This window comes from Pandoraea sp. XY-2, assembly GCF_004193915.1.
GTDB classification, from domain to species: Bacteria; Pseudomonadota; Gammaproteobacteria; order Burkholderiales; family Burkholderiaceae; genus Pandoraea; species Pandoraea cepalis.
The window spans coordinates 2,220,990-2,237,041 of record NZ_CP030849.1 but is presented as its reverse complement, the minus strand read 5'-3'; the positions used below and the strand labels follow the sequence as shown (position 1 = coordinate 2,237,041).

The following is a 16,052-nucleotide window of genomic DNA, read 5'->3' as shown; positions in this document are numbered from 1 at the left end:
AAAAACCCCGGTGTGATACCGGGGTTTATAGCACGAAACCCACCGATCAGCGCGCGCATCCCAGGGGATGGGTCGGCCTTTCGGCGGCGTCCGAGGTGCCGCTCGGACGCGTCTTAACCGAGGTCGCTATCGTGACCGTCGGTGATGGTTACTTCGCCAGTTTGGCGAGTTGTTGCCACGTTTCCATCACCGTGTCCGGGTTCAACGACATCGATGCGATGCCTTCGTTCGCCAGCCACACAGCCAGATCCGGATGGTCCGACGGGCCCTGACCGCAGATGCCGACATACTTGCCCTTGGACAGGCATGCCTTGATCGCACGGCTCAGCATGAACCGCACCGCCGGGTCGCGTTCGTCGAAGTCCTTGGCCAGCAGCTCCATGCCCGAATCGCGGTCCAGACCCAAAGTGAGCTGCGTCAGGTCGTTCGAACCGATCGAGAAGCCGTCGAAGTACTCGAGGAACTCATCGGCCAGAATGGCGTTCGACGGCACTTCGCACATCATCACCAGCTTCAGACCGTTCTCGCCACGCTTCAGGCCGTAACCGGCCAGCATGTTGACCACACGCTCCGCCTGGCCCAGCGTACGCACGAACGGCACCATGATCTCGACATTGGTCAGGCCCATTTCGTCGCGCACGCGCTTGAGCGCACGGCACTCCATCTCGAACGCTTCGGCGAAGTCTTCCGAGATGTAACGCGACGCGCCACGGAAGCCCAGCATCGGGTTTTCTTCGTCCGGCTCGTAGCGCGAACCGCCAATGAGCTTCTTGTACTCGTTCGACTTGAAGTCCGACAGACGCACGATCACGCTCTTCGGATAGAAGGCGGCGGCAATCGTGGCGATCCCTTCGGCCAGCTTGTCGACGTAAAACGCACGGGGCGACGCATGACCGCGAGCCACCGATTCGACCGCCTTCTTCAGGTCGGCGTCGATGTTCGGGTACTCGAGAATCGCGCGCGGGTGCACCCCGATGTTGTTGTTGATGATGAATTCCAGACGCGCCAGACCCACGCCTTCGTTCGGCAGTTGCGCGAAGTCGAAGGCGAGTTGCGGGTTGCCCACGTTCATCATGATCTTCACCGGGATCTTCGGCATTTCGCCGCGGTGGATCTCGGTGATTTCAGTTTCGAGCAGCCCGTCGTAAATCTTGCCTTCGTCGCCCTCGGCGCACGAGACGGTCACGAGCGCGCCGTCCTTGAGTACGTCGGTAGCGTCGCCGCAACCCACGACGGCCGGCACACCCAGTTCGCGCGCAATGATCGCCGCGTGGCAGGTACGGCCGCCGCGGTTCGTCACGATGGCGGCGGCACGCTTCATCACCGGCTCCCAGTTCGGGTCGGTCATGTCGGCCACCAGCACATCGCCCGGCTGCACGCGTTCCATCTCGCTCGGGTCCATGATCACGCGCACTGCGCCTGCACCGATCTTCTGGCCGATGGCACGGCCCGTGGCCAATACCGGTGCCTCGCCCTTGAGCTTGAAGCGCTGCTCGACCTTGCCGATCGCCTGGCTCTTCACGGTTTCCGGACGTGCCTGCAGAATGTAGATCTTGCCGTCCTTGCCGTCCTTGCCCCACTCGATGTCCATCGGACGGCCGTAGTGCTTCTCGATGATCAGCGCGAACTTGGCCAGTTCAACGCAATCGTCGTCGGTGATCGAGTAACGGTTGCGCAGCTCCATCGGCACGTCGATGGTCTTCACGCGGCCCGGCTCGCCCGGTTGCGTGAATTCCATCTTGAGCAGCTTCGAGCCGAGCGTGCGGCGAATAATCGGGTACTTGCCGGCCTTGAGCGTCGGCTTGAAGACGTAGAACTCGTCCGGGTTCACGGCGCCCTGCACGACCGTTTCCCCCAGGCCATAGCTGGCCGTGATGAAGACGACGTCCTGGAAACCCGACTCGGTGTCGATCGTGAACATCACGCCCGACGCGCCGCAGTCCGAGCGCACCATGCGCTGCACACCGGCCGACAACGCCACTTCGGCATGCGTGAAGCCCTTGTGAACGCGGTACGAGATGGCGCGGTCGTTGTACAGCGACGCGAACACGTGCTTCATGCGATCAAGCACGTCTTCGATGCCGACGACGTTCAGATAGCTTTCCTGCTGACCGGCGAACGATGCGTCGGGCAAGTCTTCCGCCGTAGCCGAGGAGCGCACCGCGAACGATGCGTCCGGCTGATCGGCCGTGATACGGGCAAACTGCTCGCGGATATCCTTCTCGAGCTGCGGCTGCAACGGGGCGTCGACGATCCATTGACGGATTTCGGCACCGGCTTGCGCGAGCGCCTTGACGTCATCCACATCCAAACCCTCGAGGCGCTGGGCGACACGCTCGGTCAGGTTGTTGTGATGGAGGAATTCGCGGAAGGCGTAGGCCGTCGTGGCGAAACCACCCGGCACGCGCACGCCGGCGCCGGCCAGTTGGCTGATCATTTCGCCAAGCGATGCATTCTTGCCGCCGACCGACTCGACGTCGGTCATGCGCAGATGCTCAAACGGCACCACGTAGGCGCCGTCGTGTGCTGCGTTAGTCATAAAAGCCCCTAAGGTAAGAAAAAAAATTCTCGGAGGATCGGCTGGGACTGACAGGGGCCGATCGACCTGTTGGATAAGAAATCGTGCATACGCGGCGTCGTGAACCGGGGGCAAGGTCTCGACGACGAGCGTCGCCTCCTCCACACTTCCCGTGACGCCCCGCCCCATGGGCCTGGAGCCGGGCGGCGCGCGACGGTCGCACAATTGCTTATCCAACAAGTTGCCGCTATTCTACCGTGCAACGCACCATTTTGCGATTCTGCGCATGACCGACGCCACGACACCCGGAAACTCCCCGACATCCCCCGCCGCATCGACCCAACCGGTGGCCGCGCGCCCGGTCTTCATCGTGTCCGACGGCACGGGGATTACTGCCGAAACCTTCGCGCATTCAATCCTCGCGCAGTTCGAGATGCGTTTTCGTCAGATTCGCGTTCCTTTCGTGGATTCCGTCGATAAAGCCTATGAAACGGCGCAACGGATCAATGAAATGTATCGGACAGACAATATCCGCCCGATCATTTTCAGCACGCTCGTCGATGCCCGGGCCAATGAGATCCTGCGCAATTGCCAGGGCGTGATTCTCGACATGTTCCAGACGTTCATCGAACCGCTGGAACTGGAGCTGGGCCTCAAGTCGATGCACGCCATCGGCCGCGTCCACCAGAACGCCGACAGCGAGGCGTACAAGAACCGGATCGAGGCGGTGAATTTCTCGCTCGCGCACGACGACGGGCAGTCCAACAAGAACCTGCAAAGCGCGGATGTGATCCTCGTGGGCGTGTCGCGCAGCGGCAAGACACCCACGACGCTCTATCTCGCCATGCAATACGGCGTGAAGGCCGCGAACTATCCGTTGATTCCGGAAGACTTCGTGCGTGAAAAGCTGCCCTCCACGCTCGATCAGTACAAGGAAAAGATTTTCGGGCTTTCCATCGATCCGCAACGCCTCTCGGAGATTCGTAACGAACGTCGCCCCGGCAGCAAGTATGCGTCGCTGGAAAACTGCCGATACGAGGTCAACGAGGCCGAGGCGATGATGCGACGTGAGGGCATCAAGTGGCTATCCTCGACGCACAAGTCGATTGAAGAAATCGCCACGACCATCCTGCAGGAAATCAAACTGGAGCGTGACGTCTACTGACGTTGCCCGCCGCGCATGCTGCGGCCATGCCGAATGCAAGAAGGGACGCCACGAGCGTCCCTTCTTGTGGATATCCCGGATGTCCACGTGCGTCCCGCCGCGCGTCACCTCAGGAGAGCCGCTGACGCACCGCTTCGAACAGGCAGATGGCCGCACAAGCCGCCACGTTGAGCGACTCCATGCCGCCCGGCTGCGGGATACGGATCGGCCGTTGCACGCGTTCGAGCCACTGCGGGGACACACCGGCCCCCTCGTTTCCGAACACCCACGCCACCGGCGCGCGCAGATCCTGCGCATAGAGCGACGTGCTGGCCTGCAGGCTCGTCGCCAGCAACGGCACCGACAAGCGCGGCGCGAGCGAATCCGGCGTGCAATGCTCCACGATGTTCAGCGAAAAATGTGCCCCCATACCGGCACGTAGCACCTTGCTCGACCAAGCGAGCGCCGTGCCCGACATGCAATACACGTCGCGAACACCGGCCGCCGCCGCGCTACGCAGGATCGAACCGACATTGCCCGCGTCCTGCACGGCGTCGAGAATGACGCAATCCGTCGTTTGCGTTGCCGGCAGGTGCCCTGACGGCATCTCGATCACGAAAAGCAGCGGCACACCGTTGACGAGCGTCGACAACGGCTCGAAAAGCGCATGTGGCAGACACACGCGCCGATCGCCGTCCACGCGCGCCCAGATCTGTGCCACTTCGGGGTTCTCCAGCGCCGATTCCGCTGCCACGCAAACAAGCGGCTGTCCGAGCGCGTCGAGATAGGCGTCGGCCAGGTGCACGCCTTCGAGCAGCGTCTGTCCGAGTTTGCGCCGCTGCGAGTTCGACTGCGCCAACTGTTTTAGCCGCTTGTAGAACGGGTTGTCTTTGGAACTGATCAGCTTCATGACGAATGGCCCACGCGGGCGACGGTGAGCGCGCCGAACAATGCAAAGGCCTCGCGTACCGGCGCGAACGATTGGCGATGATGCGGACTCGGTCCGTGCAGACGCAGCGCGGCGAGATGGCGCGGCGTGCCGTAGCCGACATGCTCGTCGAAACCATACTGCGGGAACGCCTCGTGCAGCGCGACCAGTTGGCGGTCACGTGTGACCTTCGCGAGAATCGACGCGGCTGAAATCGCAGGCACCTTGTCGTCGCCCTTGACGATGGCCTCCGAGCGCATCGGCAACGCGGGGCACCGGTTGCCGTCGATCAGCGCCAGCGTCGGCACACGCGGAAGTCCGTTCACCGCCCGCTGCATCGCGAGCATCGTCGCGTGGAGAATGTTCAGCGAATCGATCTCGGCCACACTCGCCTCGGCGATGCAATATGCGAGCGAGCGTTCAACGATCTCCTCGTAAAGCGCCTCGCGACGCTGCGCCGTGAGTTTCTTCGAGTCGGCCAGCCCCTTGATCGGACGCGCCGGGTCGAGAATCACCGCCGCCGTCACGACAGGCCCGGCGAGCGGGCCGCGCCCCACTTCGTCGACGCCGCAAGTCAGATCGGCAGCCACGTCGGCGAACAGATCAAGCGCCATTTGCGGTAGCGTCGCCTTGGGCGCGCGGGCGTGCGGCTTTGCGGCCGGTACGTCGTCGCCCGAGGTACCCTTGCGCGCACCGCGACGCCCCTTCACTTCCTCGCTCATAACCGCCCCTTCTCACGCAGCACGCGCTCGATCACTTCTGCCGCGCGCGCGGCCGTGTTTTGACGCAGTTGCTCGTGGATCTTCGTGAAGCGCACCTGCAAGGACGCTCGCAACGCCGGGTCGGTCAATTGCTTCCAGACGGCGTCAGCGAGTGCGTCCGGGGTCGCGAACTGCTGCAACAACTCCGGCACGACGAACTCGCCCGACAGAATGTTCGGCAAACCCACGTACGGCAAATAGCCCTGGCGCTTCATGATCTGCGCCGTCAACCAAGGCACCTTGTACGAGATGACCATCGGCTTCTTGTACAGGGCCGCTTCCAGCGTGGCCGTACCGCTCGCGAGAAGCACGCTGTCCGCCGCCTCCAAGGCGAGCGGTGCTCGGCCGTCGATCACGGTCAGGTTGAGATCGCTATGCGCGTCCACGATCGGCTGCATCAGCGTGCGCAGCCGCGGCGTCGCCGCCGGGAGCACAAACTGAATCGACGGCTCGCGCTCGGCCAGCAGGCGCATGGCCGCGAAGAACACTGGCGTGAGCCGTTGCACTTCCGACGTCCGGCTACCCGGCAAAATAGCGACGACCGGGCCAGCGCCTTGCAGCGCCAGTTTGGCTCGCGCGCCTGCGACATCGGGCACCATCGGAATCTTGTCGGCCATCGGATGCCCGACAAACGTCGCGTCGATGCCCGCCCGACGGTAAATCTCCGGCTCGAACGGGAACAGGCACAACATGTGGTCGACGGCGCGCTTGATCTTCTTGATGCGCCCACCGCGCCACGCCCAGATCGACGGGCTCACGAAATGAATCGTGGGAATGCCCGCCTCACGCAGCTTGATTTCGAGATCGAAGTTGAAGTCGGGGGCATCGAAGCCGACGAACGCGAGCGGCTTCTCGGCCAGCCAGCGCTCGCGAAGTTGCTTGCGAATCGAGAGAATCTCGCGCAAATGCTTGATGACTTCGACATAGCCCATGACGGAGAGCTTGTCGATGGGCCAATAAGCATCGAACCCCTCCTCCGCCATATGCGGACCACCGACACCTGCGTAAGCGATGTCGGACGGAAGGCTCTGCTTGAGACCGGCAAGCACGTTGCCGGCAATGAGATCGCCGGACAGCTCCCCGGCCACCATCGCCAGGGTTCGCTGGCCGGCACCGGGAAGGGTCGGCGGCATGGGTCAGCGCACGATACCGCGCGTGCTGGCGTTGAGGAAGTCGAGCAGCGCGCGCACGGCGTCGGACACGTCCGGAGCACCCGCGTTGCCGAAGGCTTCGATCTGCACCTTCGCTTCGTCGAGCGTCAGCCCGCTCTTGTAGAGCAGCTTGTACGCGTGACGCAGCGCCGTGATCGCATCGGCCGTGAAGTTGCGGCGACGCAGCCCCTCGACGTTGATACCGTAAGGCACTGCGCGGTCGCCGGAGGCGATGACGAACGGCGGCACGTCCTGCACGAGCACCGACGCGCCACCGATCATCGAGTGCGCGCCGATGCGCACGAACTGGTGCACCCCGGTCATGCCGCCAACGATCGCCCAGTCGCCGACAACGACGTGACCGGCCAATTGCGCGTTGCTTGAGAAGACTGTGTGGTTGCCCACATGGCAATCGTGCGCGATATGCACGTAAGCCATGATCCAGTTGTCGTTGCCAACGCCGGTCAGACCGCCGTCCTGCACCGTACCGGTGTGAATCGTCGTGAATTCGCGAATCGTATTGCGATCGCCGATGACGAGCCGCGTCGGCTCGCCGGCGTACTTCATATCCTGCGGACTACCGCCGATGGAGGCGAACGGGCCGATCTTGTTGCCCTCGCCCAGCGTCGTATGACCGTCGACAATCGAGTGCGAGAGAATCTGCGTACCGGCGCCGACCGTTACATTCGGCCCGATGATCGCATAGGGACCGACGACGACGTCGTCGGCCAGTTGCGCCTTCGCATCGACGACTGCAGTGGGGTGAATATTCGTCATGAGCGTCTTAATTCCGGTTATTCGCCGTTCTTCTTGACCATGCACATGAACTCGGCTTCCGCCGCGATCTTGCCGTCTACCAGCGCCTTGCCCTTGAACTTGTAGAAGCCGCGACGCTCGCTCAGGAAATCGATGTCGAGCACGAGCTGGTCACCCGGTTCGACCGGACGCTTGAAGCGAACGTTCTCGATACCCACGAAATAGTAGAGCGTGTTCTCGTCGTGCACCGGCTCGTCGGAGAACGTCAGGAGTGCGGCGGCTTGCGCCAGCGCTTCGACGATCAGCACGCCCGGCATCACCGGACGCTGCGGATAATGCCCCGTGAAATACGGCTCATTGATCGTGACGTTCTTGATGACCTGGATGTTCTTGTGCGGCTCCAGCCCGATCACGCGATCCACCATCAGCATCGGGTACCGATGCGGCAGCAGCTTCATGATCTTGTGGATGTCGATATTGATTGTGGTCTCGCTCATTTGTCTTGCAGGTCTTTGACCTTCGCTTCAAGTTGACGCACGCGATCGCGCATCTTGTCCAGATTGCGCATGATGGCCGCGTTTTTGTTCCATTCGGCGTTCGGGATGGCCGGAAAGGCGCTGGTATAGGTACCCGGGCCGGGAATCGACTTCGACACCCCCGACTTGGCCGTCACGATGACGCGGTCGCCAATCGTGACATGCCCGGCCACGCCCACGGCGCCGCCGAGCATGCAGAATTTACCGATGGTACTGCTGCCGGCAACGCCCGTACACGCGGCAATCACCGTGAAGGCGCCGACCCGCACGTTATGCGCGATCTGCACCTGGTTGTCGATCTTGCAGCCGCGCTCGATCACCGTATCGGCCATCGCCCCGCGATCGATGGAGGTCGACGCACCGATTTCGACGTCGTCTTCGATCACTGCGCGTCCGACCTGCGGAATCTTCACCCATTCGCCGCCAGCGGCGGAGAAATCGGGTGCAAAACCGAAACCGTCCGAACCGATCACCGCGCCCGCGTGAATCACGCAACGCGCTCCGATCACGCTCGCGTGGTACAGCGTGGCATTCGGGTACACGAGCACGTCGTCGCCCAAGGTCGTGCCTCGACCGACGAACACGTTCGCCACCAGACGCACCCGCTCGCCCAGTCGAGCCCCTGCCTCGATCACGACATTCGGGCCAATCACGCACGATGTGGGCACGACGGCCGTCGGATCGACGACTGCGCTCGGATGAATGCCTGCTGCGGGAACCGGCGCCGCCGCCTGCGCGAACATCTGCGCGACGCGCGCGAAGTACGCATAAGGATTCGGCGCGAGAATCCACGCCCGCCCCTCATGCGACGGCAGCTTGTCGAAGTCGGCCTTCGAGAGAATCACCGCCGCCGCGCCCGAGTTGGGTACTTCGGCGAGATACAGCGGATTGGACAGAAACGCGAGCTGATTCGCCCCAGCCTGATCAAGCGGCGCCAGGCCGGCCACGGTGACTTCGCCATCGCCCACGAGGTCGCCGCCAAAGCGGGCGACCAGCTGTGCCAACGAAACCGACGGCGATCCCGGCATCAAAGGCGAGACCGTCACTTGCCGGCGGCGGCGCCGCCCGAACTTGCGTTCAGGGTCTTGAGCACCTTGTCAGTGATGTCGATACGCGGGCTCACGTAGACGGCTTCCTGCACGATCAGATCATACTTTTCGGTTTCGGCAATCTGCTTGATGACGCGATTGGCGCGATCGAGCACCGCGGCGAGTTCTTCGTTGCGGCGCTGATTCAGGTCTTCGCGAAACTCGCGCTGCTTGCGCTGGAATTCCGTGTCGGCAGCGGCCAGATCGCGCTGACGCTTGGCGCGCTCGGCGTCGGACAACGTCGGGTTGTCCTTGTCGAGCTTGTCCGACATGGCTTTGAGGCGCTGGGCCATGGCCTGCAGATCCGAGTCCCGCTTGGAGAACTCGGCTTCGAGCTTGGCTTGTGCGGCCTTGGCCGGTGCCGAATCGCGCAAAATGCGATCCGAATTGACGGCGGCGATGCGCGCATCCTGAGCCATGGCAGCAAAGGCTGCCCCAGCCAGCAACGCTGCGGCGAAGCCGCGCAGGCAATGCTTACGGATACCGTTCAATGTCATACCCCTTTACAACGATAAAACGTTCGGAACCGATCGACTCGCCGTCGTTAGAACGACGTACCGACCTGGAACTGGAATTTCTGGTACTGATCGCCCACCTTCTTGACCAGCGGGAAGCCCATCGAGAGCTTGAGCGGGCCAATCGGTGAAATCCACGACAAACCGAAACCGTAGGAATAACGCAGGTTATTGAAGGTAATCGCCTGGCCGTTATCGAACACGTTACCACCGTCCATGAACGTGAAGATACGCAGCGTCCGGTCATACCCCGTACCCGGCAGCGGGAACGTCAGCTCGATGTTGCCGATCAGCTTCGACGCGCCCCCCAGCGGTTCGCCATTGGTGTCCTTCGGACCCAGCGAACTCGGCTCATAGCCGCGCACCGAACCGATACCGCCGGCAAAGTAATTCTTGAAGATCGGGAACGGCTGGCCGCCCATCCCGTGGCCGTAGCCGATTTCGCCATTGAGTGCCAGCGTAAAGCCGCGGCTCACCGGGTAGTAGTACTGGTGCTGATAGTAGGCACGGTAGTACTTGGTCGTGCCGATCGGCGTACCGATTTCGATGTTGGCCTGCTGATAATGACCGCGGTTCGGAATCAGCGCGCTATCACGCGAATCGCGCGACCAACCGATGGTCAGCGGATAGTTGTTGCTGACGTAGCCGAACTGGTTGGCATAGTCGATGTAGCGCTGCGGGGTCGAGCCGTCGCTCGTCAGATGCAGACGCGTCTGTTCGAAGCCCAGACCAAAGAACACCGTATCGACTTCCGAGAACGGCACGCCGAACTTTAGATTGCCGCCCAGCGTGTTGATACGGAAATCCGAATCGCTCGTGAGCAGCAGCGGCTGATACGTGCGGTAGTAGATGTCCGTGATACGGCTCACGCCATCGACCGTGAAGTACGGATCGACTTGCGTGACAGCCAACGTCCGGTACGTCTTGCCGGTGTTCACGTTGACCGACAGCGACGTACCCGACCCGAACACGTTGTCCTGGCTGATACCGGCTTGCAACACGACCTTGTCCGTCGACGAGAAGCCCGCACCGACGTTGATCGTGCCAGTCGGCTTTTCTTCGACCTTCACCTGGAGGTCGACCTGGTCGTTCGAACCGGCCACCGGCTCGGTCGTCACATTCACGTCGGTAAAGTAGCCCAGGCGGTTGATACGATCCTGCGACAGCTTGAGTCGGTCGGCGTCGTACCAGGAGCTTTCGAGCTGGCGCATTTCGCGGCGAATCACTTCGTCACGCGTACGCGAGTTGCCCACGATGTTGATCTTGCGAACGTACACGCGACGCCCCGGATCGACCGTCAGCGTGAGCGCCACGGTGTGGTCCTTCCGATCGATCGTCGGCTGAGCGTTCACGTTTGCGAACGCGAAGCCGTAGTTGCCGAGCATGTCGGAAATCGCCTTCGTGCTGGCCTGCAGCTTGGCCGCCGAGAACGTATCGCCGGCCTTGAGTTGCACGAGCTTGCGCACGTCGTCCTGCTTGCCCAGCATCTCGCCGGTCAGCTTGACGTCCGACACTTTGTACGGTTCGCCTTCATGCAGGTTGATCGTCAGGAACATCTCATCCTTGTCCGGCGTAATCGATACGTCGGTGGAGTCGATGTTGAATTCCAGATAACCACGGTTCAGATAGAACGAGCGCACCTTTTCCAGATCGCCCGTCAGCTTGTCCTTGGAGTACAAGTCGTTCTTCGAATACCACGACAGCCAGTTCGGCGTGCCAAGTTGCATCTCGGCCGTCAGATCCGACGATGAGAATGCCTTGTTACCGACGAAGTTGATCTGCTGGATCGTGGCCTTCGGGCCTTCCGTCACGGCGAACTGGATCCCCACGCGATTACGCTCGAGCGGCGTGATCGTCGTCTTCACCTCGGCAGCGTAGTAACCGCGCGTAAGGTATTGACGCTTGAGTTCCTGTTCCGATTTCTCGAGCAGGTTTCGGTCGAAGCTGCGACCTTCGGTCAGGCCGACCGAACGCAATGCCTTTTTCAAACCGTCCTTGTCGAATTCCTTGATGCCGAGGAAGTCGATGGAAGCAATCGCGGGACGCTCGTTGACGTGCACCACCAGCACGTTGCCTTGCGCTTCAACGCTCACGTCCGAGAACAAGCCCGTTGCATAAAGGGCACGAATTGCTTCGGTGCCCTTATCGTCGTTGAACTTGTCGCCCGGCTTGACCGGCAAGTACGAAAACACCGTACCGGGTTCAATGCGCTGCAAGCCCTCCACTCGGATATCCTTGACCACGAACGGCTCGACGGCCCGCGCCAGGAAACTGTGTGCCGCCAGAACCGCAATCACCAGGGTCTTCGGAACAAGGTGGTATTTATTCGACAACTTGCTTCCCCAAGAAACAATTGAATCGTAACAACTCGGATTTGCCTGCGACGGCAGGCGCGTGACGCCGTCTAGTGCAACAATTTCGACAGGTCATTGAATAGGGCTACGGCAGACAGCGCGAGGATGCAAACGATGCCCACTCGTTGCAGTGCGCCCTGCCACCGCTCGGAGACTGCCCGACCGGTAATCGCTTCGACCGCATAATATAACAGATAGCCACCGTCCAGAACCGGAATCGGCAACAGATTCAATACGCCAAGGCTAATGCTGACAAGCGCGAGAAAGGCAACGAAATAATCCAGACCGAGTCGGGCTGAACGCCCCGCATAGTCCGCAATCGTCACTGGCCCACTCAGATTCTTGAGCGACGCCTGCCCGGTGATCATCTTCACGAACATTCGTACGCTGAACGAAGTGACATCCCAGGTGCGCTGCGCCCCCTGCCGATGGCCTCGACCAGCCCATACCGGACCGTCACCGTATCGACCTGGGCCGCCAGCGCCGCGCCGATCTTGCCCACGCGCGCACCGCCCGCCTCGGCCGGATCGACTTCCGCGCTTGGCGTCAGGGTCACGTTGTGCAGCGCGCCTTCGCGTCGCACAGTGAGCGTCATGGGCTTGCCCGGGTGAGCACGTACAGCGTCCACCAGCGCCTTGGCCGACGCGATGGGACTGCCGTCGACGGCCGTGATCTCGTCGCCGACACGTAGTCCAGCGGGCCCTGCCGCACCGCCCGGCAGGAGCTGGCCCACCTTGACCCGAGCCGACGGCGTCAGACCGAGGCGCTGCATGAAATCCTGCTCGCCATCGGCGTCGAAGTGCTGACCCGCCGCGTCCAGCATGTATTCAGCACGGCCGTCGCGGGTGCGTGCCACGAGCGTAACGCGCTGCCCTTCGATCATCGGATCGACCAGGCGCCAGCGAAGGTCTTCCCAGGACCGAACGGGCATTTCGTCTCCGACGGCTTCGTCAGGACTCTTCCCGTTCTCTCGAACGCCGGTAATCAACTCGCCACCGGACAGCCCCGCGCGAGCGGCCAGCGTACCGGCCGCCGGCGGCGCAATGCGCGCGACGGGTTCGGTCACGCCCGCGAGATTCAGGCCCGCGTACAGGGCGATCGCCAGAAGAAAGTTCGCGACCGGACCGGCCGCCACAATGGCAAAACGCTTATAGACCGATTGTCGGTTGAAGGCTCGCGCGCGATCCTCCGGGGCGACGACCTGGGTTTCATCGCGCTCGTCGAGCATTCGGACGTACCCGCCCAGCGGCAGCGCGCAAACCGTCCACTCCGTACGATCGCGACCCATCGTCCACTTGAGCAGCGGCGTGCCGAACCCGACCGAAAAACGCAGAACCTTGACGCCGCACAGCCGCGCGACCGAGTAGTGCCCCAACTCATGGAATACCACCAGCACGCCAATGGCGACGGCAAACGCAAGCAACGTGGTCAACAGAGTCATGAGCGAATGGGGGCGCGAAGGCGTTACGACATAGGGTCAGGCGTCAGGACGACGCCCGGGCCGGCAGTTTGGCGACGATGGCCGTCGCCAGTTCGCGCGCGCGGCGATCGGCGTCGAGCACGACGTCGAGCGACGTCGCCTCACCGACGGCAACCGAGTCGAGCACCTGCTCGACCACCTGGCCGATGGCCGTAAAGCGAAGGCGGCCTTCAAGGAAGGCGGCCACGGCGATCTCGTTGGCCGCATTGAGCAGCGCGCCCGCCGTACCGCCGCGATGCAGCGCGTCGAACGCCAGACGCAGACACGGAAAACGGCGCAGATCCGGCGCTTCGAAAGTGAGCTTGCCGATGTCGGCGAGATTGAGGCTCGGCACGCCCGACGTCACCCGATCCGGGAACGCCAGCGCGTGGGCGATGGGCGTGCGCATGTCCGGATTGCCGAGTTGCGCGAGCGTCGAGCCGTCCGTGTACGTCACCATCGAGTGAATCACGCTCTGCGGATGGATCAGCACCTCGATCTTCTCGGGTGGCGTGTTGAACAGCCAATGCGCCTCGATGACTTCGAGGCCCTTGTTCATCATGCTGGCGGAGTCGACCGAAATCTTGCGGCCCATCACCCAGTTCGGGTGCGCGCACGCCTCGTCGGGCGTCACGTTCTCGAGCGACGCCAGCTCGCGCTCGCGGAACGGTCCGCCCGACGCGGTCAACACCAGTTTTTCAACGCCGCGCGTCGACACGCGGTTCTCGCCGGCCACTTGAGGCAGGCATTGGAAGATGGCGTTGTGCTCGCTGTCGAGCGGCAACAACGTCGCCCCGGCGCGTTCGGCCGTCGCCATGAACAGGGCACCGGAGAGCACCAGCGACTCCTTGTTCGCCAGCAGAATGCGCTTGCCGGCGCGCGCGGCCGCGAGTGTCGACTGCAGCCCCGCGGCACCGACGATCGCCGCAACGACCATCGTAGCCTCGGCCGCTTGCGCAATCTCGACCAGCGCCTGCGGACCGTAGGTCACGTCGATCTTCAGACCGGCGTCGGCCAGACGCGCCGCCAGCGAGCGGGCACCGTCGGCGTCGGCCACCACCGCCACTGCCGGGCGATGCGCGACGCACTGCTCGAACAGGCGATCCAGGTTACGGTGCGCCGACAACGCGTAGACGGAGAAGCGGCCGGGATGACGCCCCACCACATCGAGCGTGCTAACGCCAATGGAGCCGGTGGAGCCAAGAATGGAGAGTCGTTGCGACATGATCAGACGAAGAGCAAAGCCAGCGGGAGCACCGGGAGCAACGCGTCGATTCGATCGAGCACGCCCCCGTGGCCGGGAAGCAGCGCGCTGGAATCCTTCACGCCGGCCTGCCGTTTGAGTTGAGATTCGAACAGATCGCCCACGACGGAGAAAGCCACCAGCACCGTCAGCGCCAATGCGCCAAGTGCCAGACCGTGCGTGCCGGCGAAATGAGAAACGAGGGTTGGCGCCTGCAAGCCGCTCGCGAGAACCCCGGCAGCGACCAGGAGCACCAGCAGCCACCCGCCGATCGCCCCTTCCCAGGACTTACCGGGACTGATCGACGGCGCGAGCTTGCGACGGCCAAACGCACGGCCGGCGAAATATGCCCCCGTGTCGGCAAGCCAGACGATCACGAGCACCGAGAGCAGGAATGCCACGCCGCGATCACGCGCCAGACACAGCGCCTGCCATGCCGCGATCAGCAACACCGGGCCGGCGACCAGCAACAAACCGCGCCATGCCCTCGCGTCGCCGGCTTGCGGGCGAGCGTGTAGGGTCCCGCGAGCACCCAAAAGATGGCCGCGGGCTTGAGCCAGATTGACGAGAGCATCCAGCCGCCCGCCCATGTCAGGCCCACCCCCAGGAGGGCAAGCGCCCCATAGAAGACGGCGCCCGTGCCATTCAGACCGACGAGCCGCCCCCATTCCCATCCGGCGGCGGCCACGATCACGGCGGCAAGTAATGCAAACTGCGCCGGCGTACCGACGAAGATCACAGGCAAAAGAATGGCGAGAAGTACGACAGCGGTAATGACGCGTGTCTTGAGCATCAGGCGGAATGTCCCGGAGGGCTCTGGACTTGCGCGCTGGTACGGCCGAAACGGCGCTCGCGCTGCTGAAACTCGGCGATGGCCCGTTTAAGGGTATTGGCGTTGAAGTCCGGCCAGAATTCTTCGGTGAAATACAACTCAGTGTACGCCAGTTGCCACAACAGAAAATTACTGATGCGCTGATCGCCACCGGTGCGAATGAAGAGATCCGGCTCCGGCGCGTAGGCCATGCTCAGGTAAGGCGCGAGATCGTCCTCGGTGAACGACGCGTCGAGCGCCGCTGCACCACCGGCCGCCACACGTGCTGCGGCAAGCTTCTGGGCCGCCTGCAAAATGTCCCATCGCCCGCCGTAGTTGGCCGCAATGGTCAGTGTGAGACCCGTATTGTCTTGTGTGCGGGCTTCCGCACGCCTGACCAGTTCCTGAATGCGCGGCTCGAACGCATCGAGCGCGCCAATGACGCGAAGGCGAATACCGTTGCTGTGCAGCTTCCCGACTTCACGCTCGAGCGCGAGAATGAAAAGCTGCATCAGCGTCGACACCTCGTCCTGCGGACGGCGCCAGTTCTCGGAACTGAACGCGAACAGCGTCAGATACTCGACGCCGATTTCGGCGCAGGCCGTCACGGCCTCTCGCACGGCATCGACGCCACGCTTGTGGCCCGCCACGCGAGGCAACTTGCGACGGGTAGCCCAACGCCCGTTGCCATCCATGACGATAGCAACGTGGCGAGGAATGCTCTCTGTCTTGGGAACGGAGCGCGTAGAGCTGAGAAAACCCATTGAGGTACGGTGCGGGAGTCGAGC

Annotated in this window: 12 protein-coding genes and 2 pseudogenes; 1 reads left to right on the top strand and 13 read right to left on the bottom strand. The window is 62.8% G+C overall.

Features of this window, described 5'->3' with window-relative positions; all coding sequences use genetic code 11:
* Positions 1–148: 148 nt before the first annotated feature.
* On the bottom strand, positions 149–2,539 hold the full coding sequence (gene ppsA / locus DRB87_RS10215) for a phosphoenolpyruvate synthase (protein WP_017234125.1): 2,391 nt from the start codon (positions 2,537–2,539) through the stop codon (positions 149–151).
* Positions 2,540–2,804: 265 nt separating this feature from the next.
* On the opposite strand from ppsA, the gene DRB87_RS10210 reads away from it, so the two are divergent.
* Positions 2,805–3,683 carry a pyruvate, water dikinase regulatory protein gene (locus DRB87_RS10210; RefSeq protein WP_130025813.1) on the top strand — a complete coding sequence of 293 codons (879 nt, stop codon included), beginning with the start codon at positions 2,805–2,807 and terminating at the stop codon, positions 3,681–3,683.
* 109 nt (positions 3,684–3,792) lie between these two features.
* Here DRB87_RS10210 and DRB87_RS10205 read toward each other — a convergent pair whose 3' ends face one another.
* The 12 genes and pseudogenes from DRB87_RS10205 to uppS all read right to left on the bottom strand — a co-directional run bounded on the left by DRB87_RS10205 (position 3,793) and on the right by uppS (position 16,028).
* Positions 3,793–4,572 (bottom strand): RNA methyltransferase, encoded by a 780-nt coding sequence (locus DRB87_RS10205; protein WP_130025812.1) that lies wholly within the window; start codon positions 4,570–4,572, stop codon positions 3,793–3,795.
* Positions 4,569–5,204 carry a ribonuclease HII gene (gene rnhB / locus DRB87_RS10200; protein ID WP_240756296.1) on the bottom strand — a complete coding sequence of 212 codons (636 nt, stop codon included), beginning with the start codon at positions 5,202–5,204 and terminating at the stop codon, positions 4,569–4,571. Before rnhB ends, DRB87_RS10205 begins: the two co-directional genes overlap by 4 nt.
* Positions 5,205–5,308: 104 nt before the next feature.
* Positions 5,309–6,484 carry a lipid-A-disaccharide synthase gene (lpxB, locus tag DRB87_RS10195; protein WP_165385274.1) on the bottom strand — a complete coding sequence of 392 codons (1,176 nt, stop codon included), beginning with the start codon at positions 6,482–6,484 and terminating at the stop codon, positions 5,309–5,311.
* Positions 6,485–6,487: 3 nt separating this feature from the next.
* Positions 6,488–7,279, bottom strand: coding sequence for an acyl-ACP--UDP-N-acetylglucosamine O-acyltransferase (gene lpxA, locus DRB87_RS10190; protein ID WP_130025810.1), 792 nt, complete (start codon positions 7,277–7,279; stop codon positions 6,488–6,490).
* A gap of 17 nt (positions 7,280–7,296) precedes the next feature.
* On the bottom strand, positions 7,297–7,755 hold the full coding sequence (gene fabZ / locus DRB87_RS10185; protein ID WP_017234130.1) for a 3-hydroxyacyl-ACP dehydratase FabZ: 459 nt from the start codon (positions 7,753–7,755) through the stop codon (positions 7,297–7,299).
* Positions 7,752–8,822: a UDP-3-O-(3-hydroxymyristoyl)glucosamine N-acyltransferase gene (gene lpxD, locus DRB87_RS10180; RefSeq protein WP_130027814.1), complete on the bottom strand. Its 1,071-nt coding sequence runs from the start codon at positions 8,820–8,822 to the stop codon at positions 7,752–7,754. The genes fabZ and lpxD overlap by 4 nt, the downstream gene beginning before the upstream one ends.
* A gap of 14 nt (positions 8,823–8,836) precedes the next feature.
* Positions 8,837–9,379, bottom strand: coding sequence for an OmpH family outer membrane protein (locus tag DRB87_RS10175; RefSeq protein ID WP_130025809.1), 543 nt, complete (start codon positions 9,377–9,379; stop codon positions 8,837–8,839).
* 47 nt (positions 9,380–9,426) lie between these two features.
* Complete coding sequence (gene bamA, locus DRB87_RS10170; RefSeq protein WP_165385273.1) at positions 9,427–11,730, bottom strand: outer membrane protein assembly factor BamA; 2,304 nt, start codon at positions 11,728–11,730, stop codon at positions 9,427–9,429.
* Between the two features lie 71 nt (positions 11,731–11,801).
* Positions 11,802–13,192, bottom strand: a pseudogene (rseP, locus tag DRB87_RS10165) (RIP metalloprotease RseP).
* 43 nt (positions 13,193–13,235) lie between these two features.
* Positions 13,236–14,435: a 1-deoxy-D-xylulose-5-phosphate reductoisomerase gene (gene ispC / locus DRB87_RS10160; RefSeq protein ID WP_130025807.1), complete on the bottom strand. Its 1,200-nt coding sequence runs from the start codon at positions 14,433–14,435 to the stop codon at positions 13,236–13,238.
* A gap of 2 nt (positions 14,436–14,437) precedes the next feature.
* Positions 14,438–15,246 (bottom strand): annotated as a pseudogene (locus DRB87_RS10155) (phosphatidate cytidylyltransferase).
* The gene (gene uppS, locus DRB87_RS10150) at positions 15,246–16,028 is read right to left on the bottom strand and encodes a polyprenyl diphosphate synthase (protein WP_130025806.1); all 783 of its coding nucleotides are present in this window, start codon (positions 16,026–16,028) and stop codon (positions 15,246–15,248) included. The pseudogene DRB87_RS10155 and the gene uppS overlap by 1 nt, the downstream one beginning before the upstream one ends.
* Positions 16,029–16,052 lie beyond the last annotated feature (24 nt).

What these genes read in the sequence shown, in the direction of transcription:
- lpxA (WP_130025810.1), bottom strand. Translation starts at nt 7,279, where the DNA reads ATGACGAATATTCACCCCACTGCAGTCGTCGATGCGAAGGCGCAACTG.
- lpxB (WP_165385274.1), bottom strand. Translation starts at nt 6,484, where the DNA reads ATGCCGCCGACCCTTCCCGGTGCCGGCCAGCGAACCCTGGCGATGGTG.
- uppS (WP_130025806.1), bottom strand. Translation starts at nt 16,028, where the DNA reads ATGGGTTTTCTCAGCTCTACGCGCTCCGTTCCCAAGACAGAGAGCATT.
- lpxD (WP_130027814.1), bottom strand. Translation starts at nt 8,822, where the DNA reads ATGCCGGGATCGCCGTCGGTTTCGTTGGCACAGCTGGTCGCCCGCTTT.
- rnhB (WP_240756296.1), bottom strand. Translation starts at nt 5,204, where the DNA reads ATGGCGCTTGATCTGTTCGCCGACGTGGCTGCCGATCTGACTTGCGGC.
- fabZ (WP_017234130.1), bottom strand. Translation starts at nt 7,755, where the DNA reads ATGAGCGAGACCACAATCAATATCGACATCCACAAGATCATGAAGCTG.
- ispC (WP_130025807.1), bottom strand. Translation starts at nt 14,435, where the DNA reads ATGTCGCAACGACTCTCCATTCTTGGCTCCACCGGCTCCATTGGCGTT.
- ppsA (WP_017234125.1), bottom strand. Translation starts at nt 2,539, where the DNA reads ATGACTAACGCAGCACACGACGGCGCCTACGTGGTGCCGTTTGAGCAT.
- DRB87_RS10175 (WP_130025809.1), bottom strand. Translation starts at nt 9,379, where the DNA reads ATGACATTGAACGGTATCCGTAAGCATTGCCTGCGCGGCTTCGCCGCA.
- DRB87_RS10210 (WP_130025813.1), top strand. Translation starts at nt 2,805, where the DNA reads ATGACCGACGCCACGACACCCGGAAACTCCCCGACATCCCCCGCCGCA.
- DRB87_RS10205 (WP_130025812.1), bottom strand. Translation starts at nt 4,572, where the DNA reads ATGAAGCTGATCAGTTCCAAAGACAACCCGTTCTACAAGCGGCTAAAA.